Source organism: Aeribacillus sp. FSL K6-1305 (genome assembly GCF_038050115.1).
Lineage (GTDB): Bacteria > Bacillota > Bacilli > Bacillales > Aeribacillaceae > Aeribacillus > Aeribacillus composti.
The window spans coordinates 994260-1013044 of sequence record NZ_JBBOQV010000002.1 but is presented as its reverse complement, the minus strand read 5'-3'; the positions used below and the strand labels follow the sequence as shown (position 1 = coordinate 1013044).

At 37.9% G+C, this 18785-nt stretch carries 18 protein-coding genes and 3 pseudogenes; 12 read left to right on the top strand and 9 right to left on the bottom strand.

Annotated elements, in window-relative coordinates; genetic code table 11:
* Nucleotides 1-88: 88 nt before the first annotated feature.
* Nucleotides 89-1288, bottom strand: coding sequence for a CynX/NimT family MFS transporter (locus NST97_RS14715; RefSeq protein WP_094244975.1), 1200 nt, complete (start codon nt 1286-1288; stop codon nt 89-91).
* A gap of 163 nt (nt 1289-1451) precedes the next feature.
* Here NST97_RS14715 and NST97_RS14710 point away from each other — a divergent pair, with 163 nt between their 5' ends.
* The 3 genes from NST97_RS14710 to NST97_RS14700 all read left to right on the top strand — a co-directional run bounded on the left by NST97_RS14710 (nt 1452) and on the right by NST97_RS14700 (nt 3551).
* The gene (locus NST97_RS14710) at nt 1452-2096 is read left to right on the top strand and encodes an SDR family oxidoreductase (RefSeq protein ID WP_340732557.1); all 645 of its coding nucleotides are present in this window, start codon (nt 1452-1454) and stop codon (nt 2094-2096) included.
* Nucleotides 2097-2120: 24 nt separating this feature from the next.
* On the top strand, nt 2121-3113 hold the full coding sequence (locus tag NST97_RS14705; RefSeq protein WP_341343389.1) for an LLM class flavin-dependent oxidoreductase: 993 nt from the start codon (nt 2121-2123) through the stop codon (nt 3111-3113).
* A gap of 288 nt (nt 3114-3401) precedes the next feature.
* On the top strand, nt 3402-3551 hold the full coding sequence (locus NST97_RS14700) for a hypothetical protein (RefSeq protein WP_339200066.1): 150 nt from the start codon (nt 3402-3404) through the stop codon (nt 3549-3551).
* A gap of 20 nt (nt 3552-3571) precedes the next feature.
* On the opposite strand, the gene NST97_RS14695 is transcribed toward NST97_RS14700, so the two are convergent.
* The gene (locus NST97_RS14695; RefSeq protein WP_339196453.1) at nt 3572-4450 is read right to left on the bottom strand and encodes an IS982 family transposase; all 879 of its coding nucleotides are present in this window, start codon (nt 4448-4450) and stop codon (nt 3572-3574) included.
* Nucleotides 4451-4552: 102 nt separating this feature from the next.
* On the opposite strand from NST97_RS14695, the pseudogene NST97_RS14690 reads away from it, so the two are divergent.
* Nucleotides 4553-5902 (top strand): annotated as a pseudogene (locus tag NST97_RS14690) (peptide MFS transporter); the annotation flags it as partial.
* A 120-nt stretch (nt 5903-6022) separates the two neighbouring features.
* On the opposite strand, the gene NST97_RS14685 reads toward NST97_RS14690, so the two are convergent.
* The 3 genes from NST97_RS14685 to NST97_RS14675 all read right to left on the bottom strand — a co-directional run bounded on the left by NST97_RS14685 (nt 6023) and on the right by NST97_RS14675 (nt 8279).
* A complete protein-coding gene (locus tag NST97_RS14685; RefSeq protein ID WP_341343388.1) occupies nt 6023-6547 on the bottom strand; it encodes a type 1 glutamine amidotransferase domain-containing protein in 525 nt (174 codons plus the stop codon).
* A 574-nt stretch (nt 6548-7121) separates the two neighbouring features.
* On the bottom strand, nt 7122-7982 hold the full coding sequence (locus tag NST97_RS14680; RefSeq protein WP_339194019.1) for a fructosamine kinase family protein: 861 nt from the start codon (nt 7980-7982) through the stop codon (nt 7122-7124).
* 93 nt (nt 7983-8075) lie between these two features.
* Nucleotides 8076-8279: a hypothetical protein gene (locus NST97_RS14675; protein ID WP_063388739.1), complete on the bottom strand. Its 204-nt coding sequence runs from the start codon at nt 8277-8279 to the stop codon at nt 8076-8078.
* Nucleotides 8280-8501: 222 nt separating this feature from the next.
* Here NST97_RS14675 and NST97_RS14670 point away from each other — a divergent pair, with 222 nt between their 5' ends.
* Nucleotides 8502-8681, top strand: a complete 180-nt coding sequence (locus tag NST97_RS14670) for an SE1832 family protein (protein ID WP_063388738.1) — start codon at nt 8502-8504, stop codon at nt 8679-8681.
* A 657-nt stretch (nt 8682-9338) separates the two neighbouring features.
* On the opposite strand, the pseudogene NST97_RS19330 reads toward NST97_RS14670, so the two are convergent.
* Nucleotides 9339-9780 (bottom strand): annotated as a pseudogene (locus NST97_RS19330) (transposase); the annotation flags it as partial.
* Nucleotides 9781-9900: 120 nt separating this feature from the next.
* Between NST97_RS19330 and NST97_RS19325 the strand changes: the two are divergent.
* The 7 genes and pseudogenes from NST97_RS19325 to NST97_RS14640 all read left to right on the top strand — a co-directional run.
* Nucleotides 9901-10136: pseudogene (locus tag NST97_RS19325) on the top strand (IS256 family transposase); the annotation flags it as partial.
* Nucleotides 10137-10485: 349 nt separating this feature from the next.
* Nucleotides 10486-11214 carry an amino acid ABC transporter ATP-binding protein gene (locus NST97_RS14665; RefSeq protein ID WP_066247113.1) on the top strand — a complete coding sequence of 243 codons (729 nt, stop codon included), beginning with the start codon at nt 10486-10488 and terminating at the stop codon, nt 11212-11214.
* Between the two features lie 21 nt (nt 11215-11235).
* Nucleotides 11236-12102, top strand: coding sequence for a glutamate ABC transporter substrate-binding protein (locus NST97_RS14660; RefSeq protein WP_066247116.1), 867 nt, complete (start codon nt 11236-11238; stop codon nt 12100-12102).
* A gap of 63 nt (nt 12103-12165) precedes the next feature.
* The gene (locus tag NST97_RS14655) at nt 12166-12819 is read left to right on the top strand and encodes an amino acid ABC transporter permease (protein ID WP_339198434.1); all 654 of its coding nucleotides are present in this window, start codon (nt 12166-12168) and stop codon (nt 12817-12819) included.
* A gap of 122 nt (nt 12820-12941) precedes the next feature.
* Entirely contained in the window at nt 12942-13592 is a 651-nt protein-coding gene (locus NST97_RS14650) for an amino acid ABC transporter permease (protein ID WP_339198432.1), read from the top strand.
* A 61-nt stretch (nt 13593-13653) separates the two neighbouring features.
* The gene (locus NST97_RS14645) at nt 13654-14919 is read left to right on the top strand and encodes a sensor histidine kinase (protein ID WP_339198430.1); all 1266 of its coding nucleotides are present in this window, start codon (nt 13654-13656) and stop codon (nt 14917-14919) included.
* A 31-nt stretch (nt 14920-14950) separates the two neighbouring features.
* On the top strand, nt 14951-15886 hold the full coding sequence (locus tag NST97_RS14640; protein ID WP_066247125.1) for a response regulator: 936 nt from the start codon (nt 14951-14953) through the stop codon (nt 15884-15886).
* Between the two features lie 182 nt (nt 15887-16068).
* On the opposite strand, the gene NST97_RS14635 is transcribed toward NST97_RS14640, so the two are convergent.
* The 3 genes from NST97_RS14635 to NST97_RS14625 all read right to left on the bottom strand — a co-directional run bounded on the left by NST97_RS14635 (nt 16069) and on the right by NST97_RS14625 (nt 18772).
* The gene (locus NST97_RS14635; RefSeq protein ID WP_339198428.1) at nt 16069-16455 is read right to left on the bottom strand and encodes a hypothetical protein; all 387 of its coding nucleotides are present in this window, start codon (nt 16453-16455) and stop codon (nt 16069-16071) included.
* A 157-nt stretch (nt 16456-16612) separates the two neighbouring features.
* Nucleotides 16613-17563 (bottom strand): hydroxymethylglutaryl-CoA lyase, encoded by a 951-nt coding sequence (locus tag NST97_RS14630; RefSeq protein WP_339198425.1) that lies wholly within the window; start codon nt 17561-17563, stop codon nt 16613-16615.
* Nucleotides 17564-18772: a CaiB/BaiF CoA transferase family protein gene (locus tag NST97_RS14625; protein WP_066247132.1), complete on the bottom strand. Its 1209-nt coding sequence runs from the start codon at nt 18770-18772 to the stop codon at nt 17564-17566.
* Between the last annotated feature and the right edge of the window lie 13 nt (nt 18773-18785).

Sequence of the window (18785 nt, the reverse complement as noted above, 5' to 3'; positions counted from 1 at the left end):
ATATCAACGTTTCTAAAACATTAAAAGGGGCAGTCAATAAGCCGAAAAAACGACTTTGAACTGCCCCGGCTTTTTATTTAGTTTCTTTTTACACATACTTATTTCGTCCGGCATTCAATCCAGCAATGATCATCAAAACACAGACAGCAATAAACAATAAAATGGGCACCACCCACGAATGAGTTTTGTCATACAAAACGCCAATTAAAATGGGCCCAAAAGCAGCAAGCAAATAACCAATTGATTGCGCCATTCCCGATAAAGCGGAAGCTTGCTCGGAGCTTCTTGTTCTTAAACCAAATAGCGCTAATACGAGCCCAATGCTTGCCCCTTGTCCAATACCGATTAAAATAATCCAAAAGACAATCAGTAAAAGAGGCCCGCCATACAATAATCCAACGAGACCTGCTAAATAAATAGCTCCTAAAACCGCTACAATTCGCCTTTGATCTGCATATTTGTCCGACAGTGCCGGAGCGACAAATGTTGCCGGCAAGCCAGCAATTTGCACAAGAAACAGCATCCAACCAGCTGTTGAAGCACTTAATCCGTCCGCCTGCAAAATTTCAGGAAGCCATGCAACCATACTATAAAATAAGAACGATTGAAGACCCATAAAAAATGTGACTTGCCATGCCAGCGGCGACCGGAGCAAAAAACCATTTGAAATATGTTCAATTGGCGGTTTCGCGGATCTCTGTTTTCCACTAATTAATGGAAACCATAAACATATCGCCACAATTGCTAAAATTGCCCAAAATAATAAGGCATTTTTCCATCCAAATTTTAATCCTTCCGACAACGGAATTGCTAAACCGGAAGCGATCCCTGCAAGCATACCCATAGCTGTTGAATAAACGCTTGTCATCAGTCCGATTTTATCCGGGAACCGTTCTTTTACAATACCCGGAAGAAGCACATTTCCAATGGCAATGCCTACTCCAATCAATACAGTTCCTAAAAGCAGACCGATCATCGCTCCGAATGTTCGAATAATCATTCCTGCAAGAAGCACGACTAACCCAGCAAAAATCGCCGTTTCATTTCCATATCGGCTTGCAAATTTCGGAGCTAATGGCGAAAGAACCGCAAAAACGATTAACGGGATAGTCGTTAGTAAACCCGCAACCCCGTTGGAGATTCCGAGATCTTCACGAATATAACCGATGAGCGGTCCGACCGAAGTAATAGCAGGACGCAAATTAAAAGCAGCAAAGATGATTCCAACTATCAAGAGCATTTTTTTAATAGAAATTTCTTTTTCTGCCCTTACCGTATAGCGTTCCATACTCACCCCTCCTTTACCCCCTTGAACATCTTAAAAGTCAATTATTAATATACTAATCCCCATCGATGGGAAAATCAACCACATACCATGTATCGATCATTTGAGAAAACAGACAGCTTCTGGAATAATGTTAATAAACGATGTTTGAAAGGAGAGTCCGTTTATGGAAATTGTTGTAGTTGGCGCCAATGGAAAAATCGGAAAAATTCTTGTTCAGTTATTAAAAGAAAGCAACGAGCACACAGTGAAAGCAATGATTCGCAACGAAAACCAAAAAGAATATTTTGACTCGATCGGAGTCAAGACGGTTTTAGCTGATTTGGAAGGCACAGTCGATCAGATCGCCGAGGCGATCAAAGGTGCGGAAGGGATCGTCTTTACCGCTGGTTCAGGCGGACATACAGGTGCAGATAAAACTCTTTTAGTCGATCTAGACGGTGCCGTAAAAACAATTGAAGCAGCAGAAAAGGCAGGCGTTCAACGGTTTATAATGGTCAGCGCTCTGCAAGCCCATAATAGACAAAATTGGAACGAAAAGATTAAACATTATTATGTTGCCAAGCATTATGCCGACCGTTTCCTTGTCCAAAGCCGTTTAAACTATACAATTGTCCGGCCGGGGGCGCTATTGGATGAGAAAGGAACCGGAGAAATAAAAATTGCCGAAAATCTTGAAAGAGCCGCCATTCCAAGAGAAGATGTGGCTTCGGTTATTTTTGCATCAATAACGGAGAAAAACACTTTTCGCCGCTCATTTGATCTTGTCTCAGGAAACACCCCGATTCGCGAAGCATTAAAAAATTTTTAATATACGAAGAAAGGTTGGCGAATAATGCAGGTTAGCATTTTAGACCAAGCACCGATTTTGAACAACTCAACAGCAAAAGAGGCGTTGGAGCAATCCATTCAACTGGCCGTATTGGCGGAAAAACTAGGCTATACCCGCTACTGGATTGCGGAGCATCACAATCTTTCTGGACTTGCCTGCTCCGCTCCAGAAATTATGCTCCCAGTTATAGGGGCAAAAACAAAATCGATTCGCATCGGGTCAGGCGCAACGCTTCTCCCCCACTATAAGCCGTATAAAGTTGCGGAAATGTTTAATATGCTGGCAACATTATTTCCTAACCGCATTGATCTTGGGATCGGGCGCGCCCCCGGAGGAGACGCTCAATCAAGCATTGCGTTATCCGGCAATTATCTCGAAAATGTAAAAAACATGCCGAAAACCGTTCAAGAGCTGCTTCATTTTTTATATAATGACTATCCAAAAAATGAATTATTTTCGAGCATCTCAGCCTCTCCTTTGCCAAATATTCCTCCTGAACCTTGGATCCTTGGCACAAGCATAAAGAGCGCCTTTTTAGCAGCTGAAAACGGCATTTCCTATGCATTTGGCCAATTTATGAGCAATGAAGACGGGCGGCAAATTATTCAAACATATAAAAACCAATTTCAGAAAAAAAGAAAGCAGCAGCCAAAGACAATTGTCACAGTCTCGGCAATATGCGCTGAAACTAACGAAAAAGCGGAGCAAATCACCTTCAGCAGCTTTTTATGGAATCTTCAGCATCATAAAGGAAAAACACTTGATTTTCCTTTAAAAGAAGAAGCAAAGCAGCAATTGCTGAATTCAGATGAGTTTCAACAGTTTCAAAAGAATATGATCATTGGCGATCCAAAATTTGTCGTTCACCGTTTATATGAATTAAAAAATTGGTATGAAGCAGATGAAATGATGATCATAACAATAACTGGAAGCTATGAAGAACGCACAAAATCGTATCAATTGATAGCAGAGGAAATAAATAGAAAGAAATCTTAACGTTAATATAATCAATATGACCATGGATAAAATCGGTTTAACCTATATGGGAACCGATTTTTTCTTTTGCCAATCACCAATTTCATATTGTATCCTCCCCTTTTTTTAAAAATTCCCTAACTTACAACTGTTTTAAATATTATATATATATAATTTTATACCTTTAATAGTTGACGTTTTAATTATATTAAAATATTATTTAAAGAGCGGTGGTACGGTTATTTTTTTATTTTTGGACAATTCAAAACATCTTAAAAATTATATAAAAATAATGGAGGTTTATTTTTTATGATAACAAAGGAGCAGATTGTCCAAAGCCTTCCGCAAAAAGGTTTTTTCGGACATCCAAAAGGATTATTTACGCTGTTTTTTACGGAGTTTTGGGAACGTTTTTCCTATTACGGAATGAGAGCAATACTTCTTTATTATATGTATTAACCCATGGTGCTAGTTGAGCGTCAACGCTCAACTAGCCCAAGAACAACGAGCGAATAGGCCAACAAAATGGCATCAAGCGCCGTTTCAAATCCAGAGATCGAATTGGCGCGAATTTTCGTGATCCGAAATGAATCCACTAAAACCGAGAACGCGGTTTCGACGATTTTGCGTTTTCGTTTCATCCATCGTTTCCATGCTTTCGATTGATGGATTTTCTGGTTTTTCCGAACGGGCGTCCAAAAAGTGATCTTGTATTCATCATACAGCTTCTTTTGCAAGTCTTGGCTCACATATCCTTTGTCACCAAGTGTATACGGATGAGGAAGTTGGGCCATCACGGTTTCCGCAGCTGTCCGGTCGTGACAGGATGCTTCGGTGACGACATATCCCATCGGAAGCGCTTGGTCAGTGATCTGGAGATGAAGCTTAAACCCATAGTAAGCCATCTTTTTGGATGCACAATACCCGATATCTGCGATTCCTTGAAACCGTTTGACGCGATACATTCGTGCGTGGTGGCAGAGTTCAATAGGTAAGCTATCCACTACCGCATAAGCGTGATGTTGCCCACGTTTGGCTAGTTGATATCGTATCCATTTGACGGCAAAGCCAAGATTTCGACAACGGCGGTTATATCGAGAACGTTCAGGAAATAAATCTTTCGAAAATAAGTTTCCGATCACAAATCGGTGCCAAGCTCGTTCGGATGTAAAACCTAACAACTTTCCAAGAACATGGACGGCGATGATGACTTCATCTTCTTGCTTCAACAAATGGTGATTTCGGCGTTGTAAATACATCTGAATCAAAGACAATTGTCCAGATACAAAGAACAAAATCGCTGCATATTGTTTTTGAATTTTCGCTTCGTCTGTTGTAAAATGAAAGTGCTCTTGCATGGGACTTCTCCTTTTAAATGTTTGGTAGCACTTTCATTTTAAAGGAATTTTCCATGCAAGGGCTATTTTTATATCCTGTGATCTTTATCTAGCACCACAGGTTATATGTATTATGAAGTTTCTAAAGGTGGTTTGGGAATAGATGAAGCTACCGCTGCATCGATTATGGCGATCTACGGTTCTCTTGTGTATATGTCGGGAACGATTGGAGGATGGATTGCAGACCGCCTGTTAGGGACAAGCAAAACTGTTTTTTACGGCGGAATTTTAATCATGCTCGGCCATATCGTCTTATCCTTCCCTGGAAATATTGAAGCTTTATTCATTTCCATGACGCTGATTGTTCTTGGTACTGGACTTTTAAAGCCGAATGTATCAAGTGTTGTCGGCGATCTTTATGCAGATAACGATGCCCGCCGCGATTCAGGGTTTAGTATTTTTTACATGGGTATTAATTTAGGTGGATTTTTAGCTCCCATTATTGTTGGAACTTTAGGACAAGGATATAATTTTCATCTTGGCTTTGCTCTTGCTGCTATTGGTATGTTTTTCGGGCTTTTGACATTTGTCCTGACAAAAAAGAAAAACCTTGGTCTCGCCGGAACACAGGTGCCTAACCCGTTACAACCGGAAGAACGAAAAAAAGTATTCACTATTTTCGGCATCGGCGCTTTAGTAATTATCGCCTTTTTAGCTGTCACCATCCCTGCAGGACTTTTGACTATAAATAGCTTTACTATGATTGTCAGCATCCTCGGAATTGTAATACCTGCATGTTATTTTATATTTATGTACCGGAGTCCTAAAACAACAGAAGTGGAGCGTTCGCGTGTAATTGCTTACATTCCGCTCTTTATTGCCGCAGTAGTTTTTTGGGCTATTCAAGAACAAGGGGCTATTATTTTGGCCACTTATGCAGATAAGCGCACCCAATTATCCTATGCAGGACTTGAACTGCACTCATCATGGTTTCAATCATTGAACCCTTTATTTATCATCTTTTTGGCGCCGGTTTTTGCATGGTTTTGGGTGAAGCTTGGAAAGCGTCAGCCATCAACACCGAGCAAGTTTGCATTCGGACTTATTTTTGGCGGTCTATCATTTCTAGTTATGATCATTCCTGCTTATGTAAACGGTACTGAGTCATTAGTTAGCCCTTTATGGCTCGTACTTAGCTTCTTCCTTGTTGTAATCGGAGAGCTGTGCTTGTCCCCAGTAGGACTTTCAGCAACTACAAAGCTTGCTCCAGCGGCTTTTTCAGCGCAAACAATGAGCCTATGGTTTTTAACTAGTGCAGCCGCTCAAGCCATTAATGCCCAGCTTGTAAAATACTACACAGTTGAAACAGAAATTGTTTATTTTGGCATTATCGGCATGATTTCAATTATTCTTGGCCTTATTTTATTCTTCATGGCACCTATGATTAAACGTTTGATGAAAGATGTTCTATAATAAAGTCTTGCTGCATGATAAAAACCTGCCTGTTCAAACATAAACAGGCAGGTTTTTTGCCATATATGAAGTTTGTTTTTGCCAAAATCACTCAGCAAAAAATTTTGAATTTCTCTCCGCTTACTTTGATACTTTATCCAAAAGCTTCAATGATTCTCTATTAAATGCTTCTAAGTCAGCAGGTGTGCGGCTTGTAACCAATTGGTTTTGGCACACGACAACTTCTTCGTCATGATAGTTGGCGCCTGCATACTCCATATCTACGCGAATTGATTTATAGCCAGTTGCATCCCGACCTTCCAATGCTTTTGCCGAAATTAGCAGCTGAGGTCCATGACAAATAGCAAATACCGGTTTTTTCGCATCCATCATAGCTTTTACAAAAGAAACAAAACGGTCATCCGCACGCAAAATGTCCGGCGAGAAACCTCCCGGCAAAAGAAGTGCATCAAAATCGTCCGGTTTTACATCATCAATCGAATAGTCAATTTTAACTTCCGCTTCACCTTTTTTTCCTTTAACTTTTTTGCCAGCTTCTTTTTCAATTGTGACCACTTCATGACCTGCTGATTGAAATGTTTCTGCAGGACTTGTGAACTCACTGTCTTCGAACAAGTCTGTAATAAGAGTAGCTACTTTTGCCATGTGATCAACTCCTTTATTTTAGATTATCATAAAAAATTTTGTGGAAACATTTATTTGCTTCATATATTATTATCAATTACCTATATTACTAATCAAACGTTTGTTTAACAATAAATATGATTGCCAAAATCAGCAGTCTCGCAATTCGGCTGCCTTCATCGGCGTTTAGAGGCGGAATTTTTCAGATAAATCGAATCAACCAAGACAAAATGGACCAAGCAAGCTATTAAGCCTGTTTCATTTGTCTTCAATATAGAAATGCTGTCAGCTTCAAGTCCTTGCATTTTGATGCTGAGTTCAGTATTCCAACCTCTTTCAGCTAATAAACCGAATGCGCCGGGCAGCGAAGCTTTGACATTACAGTTGAATTAGAAAATGAAAACGTTCGTTTATAAATTTATTTGAGAAGAGCGGGCTTTTAAATAAGAATTTCGGGGAGGGACGACAACTATCCTTTTCTTTCTGGAAGAAAACATTTGATCGTTTGCACAATTAGGGAGCTGCAAGCTCTTTAAAACGAAGGGAAACAGTTGTCTAAACCGAAAAAACTAACGGTTCTCAGTCCTCATCTTTTTTAAACATACATTTTTAATATGCGGTCTACTGCTCCACCATATGATTCCCCAAACAAATTCAGATGGACAAGCAAATAATAAAGCTGGTACAAAGGCTTGATTTCCTCATATCTTTCGGAAAGAGGGTAATATTCTTCATATGAGCGGTAAAAATCTTGGGAAAAGCCGCCAAATAATTCGGTAAAGGCAATTTCAAAATGGCGATCTCCATACATTACGGACGGATCAATTAAAAATGGTTCCCCATTCGGTCCAACTATCCAATTCCCTCCCCATAAATCGCCGTGTAAAAGAGAAGCCTCCACGTTTGCTGGAATCCATTCATGCAAGCGATTAAGGAGAGTTTCCAATCTTTTTCCACGTTCACCACGTATATAATTTTTCTTGATTCCTATTTCCATTTGTCCGCTTAAACGGTAGTCCCGATAGTATTCAAGCCAAGATGACATAAGGCGGTTTCTTTGAGGCAGCGTTCCAATATATGTATTTTTCGAATATCCGTGATATACAAAATGGCTTTTGTGTAAAGCTGCCAGCTTTTGGCCTAACAGCTTTTCTGTATTATCATCTTTATTACCGTTCACCCATTCCATGATCAAAAATCCCTCGTTGGAATTCTCGGAGTAAGCAAACACCTTCGGTACGCGCACGGTGTTAGTATCCCTAATCAGTTGAAGCCCTTCCGCTTCCAGACGGAAAAAATCTTCGGGAGCTTCTAAATTGTACTTTAAAAAATACGTTTGGTTTTCTGTCTGTACAAAATAGCTTTCGTTAATATCACCTCCGCTTACTTTCCGAATGTTTTCGATTACTCCAAAATCTCCAGCAGCCCTTAATGCTTCCGCTATAATTTTTTTCATCCTGCCTCCTCTTTTTCTTTTTTTACTTATCTTTTCATAAATCATATATCTTTTGCAACGAAATCAACAAAGCAGCCTTTATTAATTGAAAAGTTATTTTTCTTTAGATTTCATTGTTCCAACAATAAAATATTCAAGAGCTTTTACATCTTCTATTAATTTTCTCCGTAATTGTTGATATGTTTCAAAAGATTGGTAGTCTAAATGATGATTTTCTTCAAACATTGTGCACAAATCGTTAAAGTTTTTGTAGATTCGGTCAAAATTTTTTTCCATCAGCACCAAAACATTTTTCATTCTCCTTTTCCTACTCCTTTTCCAAAAACCCCTTAAAAGAGACGGCGCAAAAATTCTCCTTATTTTATTTCGGAAAAAATAATTATATTTTCGACTCTTTCATAAATAATAGTTACTTCTCATACATTTTTAGTTGGAATCACTCATATCGTGTAAGGTGTCATTCCGACATTCATGATAAAATGGTAAAAAGGAAATCAGATACATTGGAGTGAATATTGGATGACAAAACAAGAAATTGAACAAAGAATCGCCGAATTAAAATCTGACTATATCCGCATTCAAGGGGACATCGAAAAGCTTGAATCAGTCGGAGGAAATATAGAAAAAGCGGAACAGCAGCTTACGGAAATTGAAAACGAGTTGGCCAATCTTAGAACGGCACTGAACAAGCAGCGTTAACACCAAGATCAAATTCCGCTGTCCGTTTCCTTTCATAATCATTTTCATTGATCCATTGGATGGGAAAAAAGAAGGTTCTGTGTGGTTTTATCCCCTCCAGGTGGAAAGTAAAAAAAGTGTTCTTAGGAGTCTGCCGGAGAGGGGATTTTTTTATGGTGAAAAATCAAACATGTAACTCATATTCAGAAGATCTGAAGCGTGAATCGTTCGTTTGAAATGAAAGGAGGCTCCCTTATCGGCAACTTCATGAACACTTTGGAATTAAGCGGCATACGCAAAATTTAAGAAATGAAAAAATGTAGAGGCTTTTTGATGCGTTTTTACGATCGGCGGGAAGTATGAAAACACATGCAATTTAAAAATTTAGAAGAAGAAAGCACAAGTCGATTTGCTTAAAAAGCGCCGTCCAAATCTATACGGGAAGAAGTGGTCCTAAAAGCCGATCGGTTTCATATTATTGATAAAGCATTTATGTTTGTTGCGATCATTTTTTTAGGATTTCATAAATGCTTTCATTTTTTCTAAATCACAATGATGTGATAAATCAAAAAAAATTAGAACTGATTGCTGGATGAGATCAAATCGAACAGGTGGACACATCCCATATGTAACGAAATCCATATACTTTCATCTCCAGATCCTTTTTTATTTCTAATTTACACGGCTAAGAGTATGACAGACAATGTGAACGACACAACGCTGTACGTCGCCTTTCGGATAAAGCGCTCCTCCAGTCCTGGCAATCATCGAATACGCTTAAAGCACTTCTTGACACCTCTTGTGTAAAGGTTTTACAGAATTTTGTCCACCTACGAAAAAATCCAAAATTTTGCGATATCCTTTTTCGTTTACTCCTAACACTACATAAATGACTTTTTTCAACCGTCGTAGTCCAAATATAAAACAGCATAACGCTTGGATAGTGGACGGTTGCTCCATTTTTGATGTCCTCTCTTTCTGGTCATACAACTGATCGTCAGGAGAATAGGGACTTTCCATCCACATGCTAATTTCCCGTGTCTTGATGATCGCTTCCTAAAGCGAGCCCGTATAATGTTTATAAAAGGGAAATTCGCGTTTGAAATTCCGAGTTTCGTTCTTAGCACCAAAAGGGCATCAGTCTAATCGATCTCCGGGTAAAGAAAACGCATGGAAGTTGTTTCGGCAGTTTGCATCGGAATAATTGAGTAAATTTTAAAAGAGAAGCCCGATCTTGAGTCTCGCCTTCATGAACCTAAGCAGTAATCGAAGTGTGATGTACACGATAAATACCATCCAACGAGCGATCAAGGAGATTCGGAAACGTCTAAAGCCGATGAACAGTTTAAGCAGTTAAGAATCCGCTGAAAAAGCATTATATTTGACCTTTCAAACTTTTAGCAGAACGAAAAGTTACGAAGATTTGCAGAAGCGCAGGAAGCCCTCCAGCGAAAATTCGAAGAACATAACAATTAATCATATATGGCAGATTAATTGTGTTTACTGCTTATTGATGCCTCTTTTTTATGGGTTAAAACGTTAATATTTTTGGAATTTGACTTTCTAGACAGTCTCCTGCAAAGGAAATCGGTTCCCTATCAATTCCAAACTCATTCAGAAATATTGTATCTGCCCCGCATTACATAAAATTTTTTAACAGTATACCCATTTATACCATTCTCTACTTTTGTAAAAAAATATGACAAGGTTTTTTATTTGGTTTTTGTAATTTTTTGTAGATTTTCGTAGATTTAATTTAATATTAATTTAAAATTTGTTAAATATTTTAAAAATTATTTACATATAGAAAGGAGGGGGTTGATTAATGATCATTTTCCATGAAGTAAATAAACATTACGGAAAATTCCATGTTCTGCAAAATATCAATCTGCATATTAAACAAGGGGAAGTTGTCGTCATTATCGGTCCTTCAGGATCCGGGAAAAGTACACTCGTTCGTTGTATTAACAGGCTTGAAACAATTTCTAGTGGAGAATTAATAGTAGATAATGTAAAAGTTCATGACAAAAAAACAGATATAAATAAATTACGCCGCAACATCGGGATGGTATTTCAACATTTTCATCTTTATCCTCACAAAACCGTCCTACAAAACATTACGTTGGCTCCTATAAAAGTGCTAGGAATTGCAAAAGAAGAGGCTGAAAGAACTGCAATGTACTATTTAGAAAAAGTAGGAATACCTGATAAGGCAAATTCCTATCCATCCTCTCTATCCGGAGGACAACAACAGCGTGTTGCAATTGCCCGTGGTCTTGCAATGAAACCAAAAATCATGTTGTTTGATGAACCAACTTCTGCACTGGATCCAGAAACAATCGGAGAAGTGTTAGACGTCATGAAAAAGCTGGCGAAAGAAGGGATGACCATGGTGGTTGTAACACACGAAATGGGTTTTGCCCGAGAAGTTGCAGACCGAATTGTGTTTATTGATCAAGGGAAAATATTAGAGGTTTCAACACCTGAAGAATTTTTCTCCAATCCAAAAGAAGAAAGAGCAAAAAATTTCCTAAACAGAATATTAAATCATTAAATATGAAGGGGGATGTTATATATGAGCTTTCGATCATTCTGTAAGAAAATACTTTCCATTTCTTTAATTTCTATTTTATGTATATCTATTTTGTCAGCCTGCGGCGGAAAAACTACTACTAATACTACTGCAGAACAAGAAAAAACAGAAAATTCTTCCGACAATCAAAATACGTTAGAAAAAATAAAAGAAAGGGACAAATTGATTGTCGGCGTAAAATATGATTTAAATCTTTTCGGACTTAAAGATCCTAAAACCGGAAAGGTGGAAGGGTTTGATATCGATATTGCTAAAGGTTTAGCTAAAAAAATATTAGGAGATGAAAATAAAATCGAACTGAAAGAAGTAACTTCTAAAACCCGAATTCCTCTTTTAAACAATGGCGATATCGACTGTATCATTGCCACAATGACTATATCGGAAGAGCGCAAAAAAGAAGTAGATTTTTCAGATGTTTATTTTATGGCCGGACAATCTTTACTTGTGAAGAAAGACAGCAAAATCAACGGTATTTCTGACGTCAAAAAAGGTGTAACCGTTTTAACGGCAAAAGGATCTACTTCCGCTCAAAATATTCGTGAAAAAGCACCAGAAGCAACTGTATTAGAATTTGAAAATTATGCTGAAGCCTTTACTGCTTTAAAAGCTGGTCAAGGAGATGCTTTGACAACAGATAATGCTTTATTACTAGGAATGGCAAAGCAAGATCCTAATTTCCGAGTCGTTGATGAAACATTTACAGAAGAACCTTATGGAATTGCTGTCCGCAAAGGTGATACAGAATTTGTAAATACAATTAATGAATATTTAAAAGAAATTAAAGAAAACGGTGAATATGACAAAATTTATGAGAAATGGATCGGAGACGTACCAAAAAATGAAAAATAATTTGATAAACAGATGAGCGGTTTTTCACCCTCATCTGTTTCTTCCTGAAAGGAGTGATTATATTTGTTGAATTTTTCCATACTCATTGATCATTGGGATATGTATATAGAAGGCTTTTTTTATACAATAAAAGCTAGTGTATTCGCTATGATTGCAAGCTTAGTTGTAGGAACAATTATCGCTATTTTCCGTATAGCTCCCTTTCGACCACTCAATTGGCTTGGCACGATGTACGTGGAATTTATCCGAAACATCCCGTTGATGTTAATAGTATTTGTATTCTTTTTCGCTCCTTCCGCTTTGGGGTTACGCATTAATTCTTTTTTGGCAGGAACACTAGGTCTTACAACTTATACAGCCGCATTTATCGCCGAGTCGATACGTGCAGGTATTCAAGCAGTACCGAAAGGTCAAATGGAAGCTGCCCGTTCTTCCGGTTTAACATACGTACAAACGATGTGGTATATTATTTTGCCACAAGCAATTAAAATTGTTATCCCTCCATTAGGAAATCAATTTCTTAATCTTGTGAAAAACTCGTCTGTACTCGGTGTAATTGCTGGCTTAGATCTCATGTATTTCGGTGATTTAATATCTTCTGAAACATTCGTAACATTTGATGTATATATTTTTGTTGCTATGTTTTACTTGCTGTTAACTATTCCTTTAAGCTTAAGTGTCAGTTTTCTTGAACGCAGACTAGCAAAAAATAGATAAAGAGGATAGCCCTCTACCATGTAAATATATTGAATAAATTCAATTTGTATCCACTAACATGAGGTTAAGAATCTATAGGTGTTAAAGAATTGGGAGAAATTATAGAGGGAGGGGAAAACAAAATGGATTTTATTGGTGCTTATTCACCCAGTCATATCATATTTCTTTTGAAAGGATTTTCTGTCACCCTACTTGTTGCTTTTATATCCATTTCCCTTAGTTTTATATTCGGCATCATGATCGGTGTATTGCGTTACACAAAAGTTCCGGTCATTAGTCACCTACTGGCCGTTTGGGTGGAAACGATTCGAAACTTACCGTTATTATTAATTATTTTCTTTACGTTTTTTGCTCTTCCAGAAATAGGGTTAAAATTAGATAAAATGGCCGCTGCCATTTTAGCATTAGTAGTTTTTGAATCTACTATGTTGTCAGAAATTGTTCGAAGTGGATTAAATTCCATTGAAAAAGGTCAAATAGAAGCTGCTCGTTCTTCTGGATTAAATTATTTGCAAACTTTATGGTATATTATACTGCCGCAAGCTTTACGCCGGATGGTTCCGCCAATTGTCAGTCAATTCATTTCACTACTAAAGGATACTTCTTTTGCTGTCGTGATCTCTTTACCAGAATTAATGAATCATGCACAAATCATTAATGGCAAAAATATCAACTATGTCATTCCGATCTTTATTTTAGTTGCTCTCATGTATTTTACTGTAAATTATTTATTATCATTAGTTTCAAGACGGTTGGAAAACAAATATATCTAAATAGACGTTTCGTAGGTTTCTGGCCATAATGGTATTATAATTGTCTATGAGGGAGAATGCGATGAATAACCGCCTTTGGACACTTGTTGTCCTTGTTTTCACTACTGCACTTCTGGGAGAAATGAAAATCAATCCTTTTGATAATTTTTTTCGATTTTCATTAGGAAGTGCAATTTTCTTCTTTGGATTACTATCTTTTCGATCTGCTCCTATCCTTGTAACTGGATTTAGTACTGGCATTTTTGTTTTGCTGTTTCGGATGATGATCGATCTTATATTAGGGCGAGTCTTTTGGATCGACAGTTTCTTTATCCATTTACCCGCTGCCTTTTACTATTTTAATTTTACTTTACTCGTTTATGTTACAAAAATTCAAAAATATTTAAAAACTCCCATTCGTGTAGGAATCATTGGAGCATGCATTGATTTTTCATCTAATATGGTGGAATTATCTTTTCGCATACTAATACAAGAACAATTTACCCTCACGTTAGAAACTATTTGGATGCTACTTTTATTTGGGATTTTAAGAAGTTTTTGCGCAGTAGGGCTTTACAATATTTTAAATTTTTCTCAATTAAAAGCCATAAGCGAAGCGCGACAACATGAACTCGAACGTCTCGTTATGATCAATACAAGCCTTTATGAAGAAACATTTTTTTTGCGGAAATCAATGAGCCATCTAGAAGATATTACTAGAAAAAGCTATCAACTATATATGCGTTTAATGGAATTAGAAAATAAAGAGGCAAGTACAGCCCTTTATATTGCTGAACATGTTCATGAAGTGAAAAAAGATTCACAAAAGATTTTGGCAGGATTATCTAAACTAATGAGTCAAGAGCAACTAAACCTTCATATTTCCATTACAGATATTTGCGATTTAGTTATTAAAACTAATCAAAAATATGCAGAAGCTTTAGAAAAGCCAATTCAATTCCAAAAAAAATGTGATATTGACTCATGTACTAACCATGTATATGCTCTTCTATCTGTATTAAACAACCTTGTTTCAAACGCAGTCGAAGCAATACATCATTCAGGTTGGGTTGAACTGCGTGTAGTGGAAGATAATCATAACATAAAATTTTTCGTAACCGACTCCGGTATTGGTATATCCGAGGAAGATCAAGACTGGATTTTTGAACCCGGATTTACAACAAAATTTGACAAAAACGGGAATCCATCAACAGGAATCGGTTTGACACACGCCCAAAAAATTGTACAAAATTTAAATGGTTCAATACAATTATCAAATGAAAAAGGACCACCTACTCAATTTATAGTAACGATACCAAAAGATCAGCTGTTTAAAACGCTTACATAGGTATTCCATAATAAAGAAAGGGGGGAACATGATGTACCTTCGCTTCTTCCTAATTGAAGACGATCCTGTTGTTAGAAGAATGTTGGAAAAAATAATAACAGACAGCGGGCTTGGAAAAGTTATCGGACAAGCAGATGATGGGATTAATGTTTCAATCGATCAACTCAAAAATGTGGATGTTATTCTAATTGATCTATTGATGCCTCGACTAGACGGCATTCAAACAATGAAAAAATTGAGAAGCGAAGGATTCACCGGTCCCTTTATTATGATTTCTCAAGTTGAAAATAAAGAAATGGTCGGTGAAGCATACTTGCAGGGTGTCGACACATACATTCAAAAACCTATTAACAAATACGAAGTTGTTTCCGTTTTAAAACGAGTTGCCAACCATCTTGCCTTATCTTCTTCACTTATATCTATTCGCAATTTATTAGAAGTAATGGATGATAAAGATAAAGATCAGCAAACATTTTTAAAAGCTTCTACATATTCTGCAAAGCATTCGATTGAGGAAAAAGCTTGCCATCTCCTTCTCACTTTAGGCATTGCTGGCGAGACGGGAACTTCTGACATATTAGCAGTAATAAAATGGCTAGAGGCTCGAGAACAGAATGGAAAAAATATACACGACCTTCCTCAATTAAAAGACTTATACAAACAAATTTTGCTGCAATCTGGCAATCATTTTGATGAAGAATCTCTACAAAAGGAATTGCGTGCCATGGAACAGCGTATTCGCCGAATAGTTTTACAAACATTCACCAATTTAGCTTCAATTGGATTAACTGATTATACAAATCCTAATTTCGAACATTACGCCCCTCGTTTATTTGATTTTGAAGAAATCCGCCAACGAATGGAGGAACTAAAAAATGGAGAAAAGACAACAAAATGCCGATTGAGCATAAAAAAATTTATAACTGCACTTTATTTAGAGACAAAAGAAGAAATGAATTTTCACTAGTTTCTTACATATATAGTAAAAATTATTTTTCATCAGCATCTCTTGTCCACCTCCACCGATGAATTGGAATCTATTCCCGGCAATCTGTTGACACATGTTATATCTTAATCCTTTCTTTTATAAGGGAAATGATCCGCCGAATATAAAGTTGTAAGAAAGCAATGATCATCATACTATGTCTACTACACAATAAAAAACTGAACCACCGCACGAATGATATGATACCCTTTATAGTTGACCGAAAAAAGAAAGCTCATGGAAGGGATTTTTATGTGGAAAGCCTTCGATAACATATAATGTAACAATCGGTAATGTAACAATCGGTTAAGTCCAAATTTTTTTGTAAATTTCCCTCTTTGATAGAAACATGGATCTGATGGCTTGACGTGGCAGGTAAATCCGGCAAGTCTTCCTGTCGGTCGTCTTCCCGGACAAATGATCATGTTGTCAAGGAACGTTGCGGCAGGGATCTTGCCCAGAATTCCACGTTCTCCTTGATACAGCGAATGAGTCATCGCCAGAGTTTTCCAATTCACCATTCGAGTTTCTTGCTCTTTCGTTTTCAACAACCACCTTTAGCTCCTGTCACTTTTCTGCCCTGCTACGACTCTTTATTCATGCCTAACAGATTGGGTTTACGCATTTCAACTGGCTCTTTTTTTGACGGCAAAAAATTGATCGATCTTATTAGATCGATCTAAAAACATGTTTTCCATACCAATCATTTTACTTTTCTAATTTTTCCTGAGCAGTTGGTTTTGGACTCAATTTCGAACAAGGTCCTGCCTGAAGCATGTAGCTTCCTCCATCATGACCGAGCATGTTTCTTACATCTTTTGCAACGTCAATTATGCGATCTAAATGAATTCCAGTCTCAATCCCCATCTCTTCTAGTGAATGAACTAAATCCTCTGTTGCAATGTTACCCGTTGCTCCTGGTGCATATGGGCATCCGCCGAGACCTGCGACAGAACTGTCAAAATGGATGACACCTTGCAGCAAAGCGGCAACCACATTCGCCAACGCCATTCCGCGCGTATTATGGAAGTGCATGGAGAAAGTCATGTGAGGAAATTCCTTTTTTAATACGCCAAGATATTGATAGACTTGTTTTGGATTAGCCATTCCTGTCGTGTCAGCAAGCGAAACTTCAGTTATCCCCATTTTCTTATATCGATCTACAATTGTTACTATTTTTTCTAAAGGCACTTTTCCTTCGTATGGACATCCAAATGCAACGGAAATTGATCCTCCTACTTCAACATTATGTTTTTGCGCCAAATCGACAATAGGTTCAAATCCTCTTTGCGCTTCTTCCACAAGGCAGTTTGCATTTGATAAACTATGCGAATCTGTTGCCGAGAGCATAAGCTTCAATTTCTTTATTCCAGCCGCAATTGCTCTTTGGGCCCCTTTTACATTTGGCACTAAAGCCCGAAATTTAATATGCGTTAAATCTTCTATCCCTTTCACAACTTCCTCGGCGTCTTTCAACTGCGGAATTGCTTTTGGATGAACGAACGATGTCACTTCTATCGATTGAACTCCTGTGTTCGCAAGCGCACGGATAATTTTTATTTTTTGTTCAGTCGGAATCCATTGATCCTCTGATTGAAACCCGTCGCGCGGCGCAACTTCGCAAATGATGACCCTTGCAGGAAACATGACATCACTCATTTAAATGACTCCTTTCTCTTTTAACTCGGCAAGCTCCTGTTTTGATAACCCTAATTTTCCGCCTAATATTTCTTCATTATGCTCTCCAAGCTCAGGAGCGCGGTAACGAATGGTTCCAGGAGTTTTTGAAAAATTAGGAACGACGCCCGGCACTTTTACTTTTCCAAGCCGAGGATGCTCAACTTCTACTATGTTTTTCCTAGCTTGATAATGTTCATTTTCAAAAATATCTTTAATACTTAAAATCGGACTGACAGGCACACCGTACAAATCCAATTTTTCCTGCAGCTCCTTCAGCGTAAACTGGCGTATCCAGTCAGAGACAATCTTTTGTACTTCATCGTCATGTTTTAAACGTTGTGAATTTGTATAATAACGTTCATCCTCAAGCATATCTGTTCGTTCCATTGCTTCTGCAAGCCGATTAAAAGTTGAATCAGTACTGCAAACAAGAACAACATATTTTCCATCCTTCGTTTCATATGTTCCTGCTGGACTTGAATGTCCGGCCAACCCGGGTGTTCTTTCTCTTACTATACCGTTTTGGTCATATTCAGCTACTAAAAATTCGAGCATTCGGAAAATCGATTCATATAATCCCATTTCGACTACTTGCCCTTCTGGATCATCAGTTTTATCACGGTAATATAATGCACTGACCGCAGCAAATGCAGTATATACACCAGTGATATAATCAAGCAATGAATAAGATGGACTGACAGGCGGTCTGTCCGGATACCCTTGGATATAAGTATGGCCGCTGAAAGCGGTGCACGGAGTTCCGAACCCGGCTTTTTCGCGATACGGTCCTGTTTGACCGTAGCCGGAGATTCGAACCATAATCAATTTAGGATTTGCTTTTTTCAATTCTTCATACCCTAGCCCCCACTTTTCAAGAGTACCGGGGCGAAAGTTTTCAATTAAAATATCCGTATTTTTTATAAGTTTTTTTAAAATTTCTTTTCCTTCTTCTTTCCGTATATCTAAAGTAACTGATTTTTTGTTGCGGGCAAGCCCTGGCCATCTGAGCGGCTCATTCCCCTTCCAAGGGCCTACAGTCCGCAAAGTATCACCTTTATTGGGCAATTCAATTTTCGTCACTTCGGCGCCAAGGTCAGCTAACAGTGTTGCCCCAAAAGGAGCAGCGATCATAGTCGATATATCCAAAATATTTACTCCTGTTAACGGACCATATTTTCCTTTTTCCATCGTATCCCCCTCC

Coding starts and splice junctions, on each gene's coding strand:
- NST97_RS14625 (WP_066247132.1), bottom strand. CDS start 18,772: ATGGAAAAAGGAAAATATGGTCCGTTAACAGGAGTAAATATTTTGGAT.
- NST97_RS14630 (WP_339198425.1), bottom strand. CDS start 17,563: ATGAGTGATGTCATGTTTCCTGCAAGGGTCATCATTTGCGAAGTTGCG.
- NST97_RS14685 (WP_341343388.1), bottom strand. CDS start 6,547: ATGGCAAAAGTAGCTACTCTTATTACAGACTTGTTCGAAGACAGTGAG.
- NST97_RS14660 (WP_066247116.1), top strand. CDS start 11,236: ATGAGCTTTCGATCATTCTGTAAGAAAATACTTTCCATTTCTTTAATT.
- NST97_RS14715 (WP_094244975.1), bottom strand. CDS start 1,288: ATGGAACGCTATACGGTAAGGGCAGAAAAAGAAATTTCTATTAAAAAA.
- NST97_RS14675 (WP_063388739.1), bottom strand. CDS start 8,279: ATGAAAAATGTTTTGGTGCTGATGGAAAAAAATTTTGACCGAATCTAC.
- NST97_RS14640 (WP_066247125.1), top strand. CDS start 14,951: ATGTACCTTCGCTTCTTCCTAATTGAAGACGATCCTGTTGTTAGAAGA.
- NST97_RS14680 (WP_339194019.1), bottom strand. CDS start 7,982: ATGAAAAAAATTATAGCGGAAGCATTAAGGGCTGCTGGAGATTTTGGA.
- NST97_RS14695 (WP_339196453.1), bottom strand. CDS start 4,450: ATGCAAGAGCACTTTCATTTTACAACAGACGAAGCGAAAATTCAAAAA.
- NST97_RS14670 (WP_063388738.1), top strand. CDS start 8,502: ATGACAAAACAAGAAATTGAACAAAGAATCGCCGAATTAAAATCTGAC.
- NST97_RS14645 (WP_339198430.1), top strand. CDS start 13,654: ATGAATAACCGCCTTTGGACACTTGTTGTCCTTGTTTTCACTACTGCA.
- NST97_RS14650 (WP_339198432.1), top strand. CDS start 12,942: ATGGATTTTATTGGTGCTTATTCACCCAGTCATATCATATTTCTTTTG.
- NST97_RS14705 (WP_341343389.1), top strand. CDS start 2,121: ATGCAGGTTAGCATTTTAGACCAAGCACCGATTTTGAACAACTCAACA.
- NST97_RS14665 (WP_066247113.1), top strand. CDS start 10,486: ATGATCATTTTCCATGAAGTAAATAAACATTACGGAAAATTCCATGTT.
- NST97_RS14710 (WP_340732557.1), top strand. CDS start 1,452: ATGGAAATTGTTGTAGTTGGCGCCAATGGAAAAATCGGAAAAATTCTT.
- NST97_RS14700 (WP_339200066.1), top strand. CDS start 3,402: ATGATAACAAAGGAGCAGATTGTCCAAAGCCTTCCGCAAAAAGGTTTT.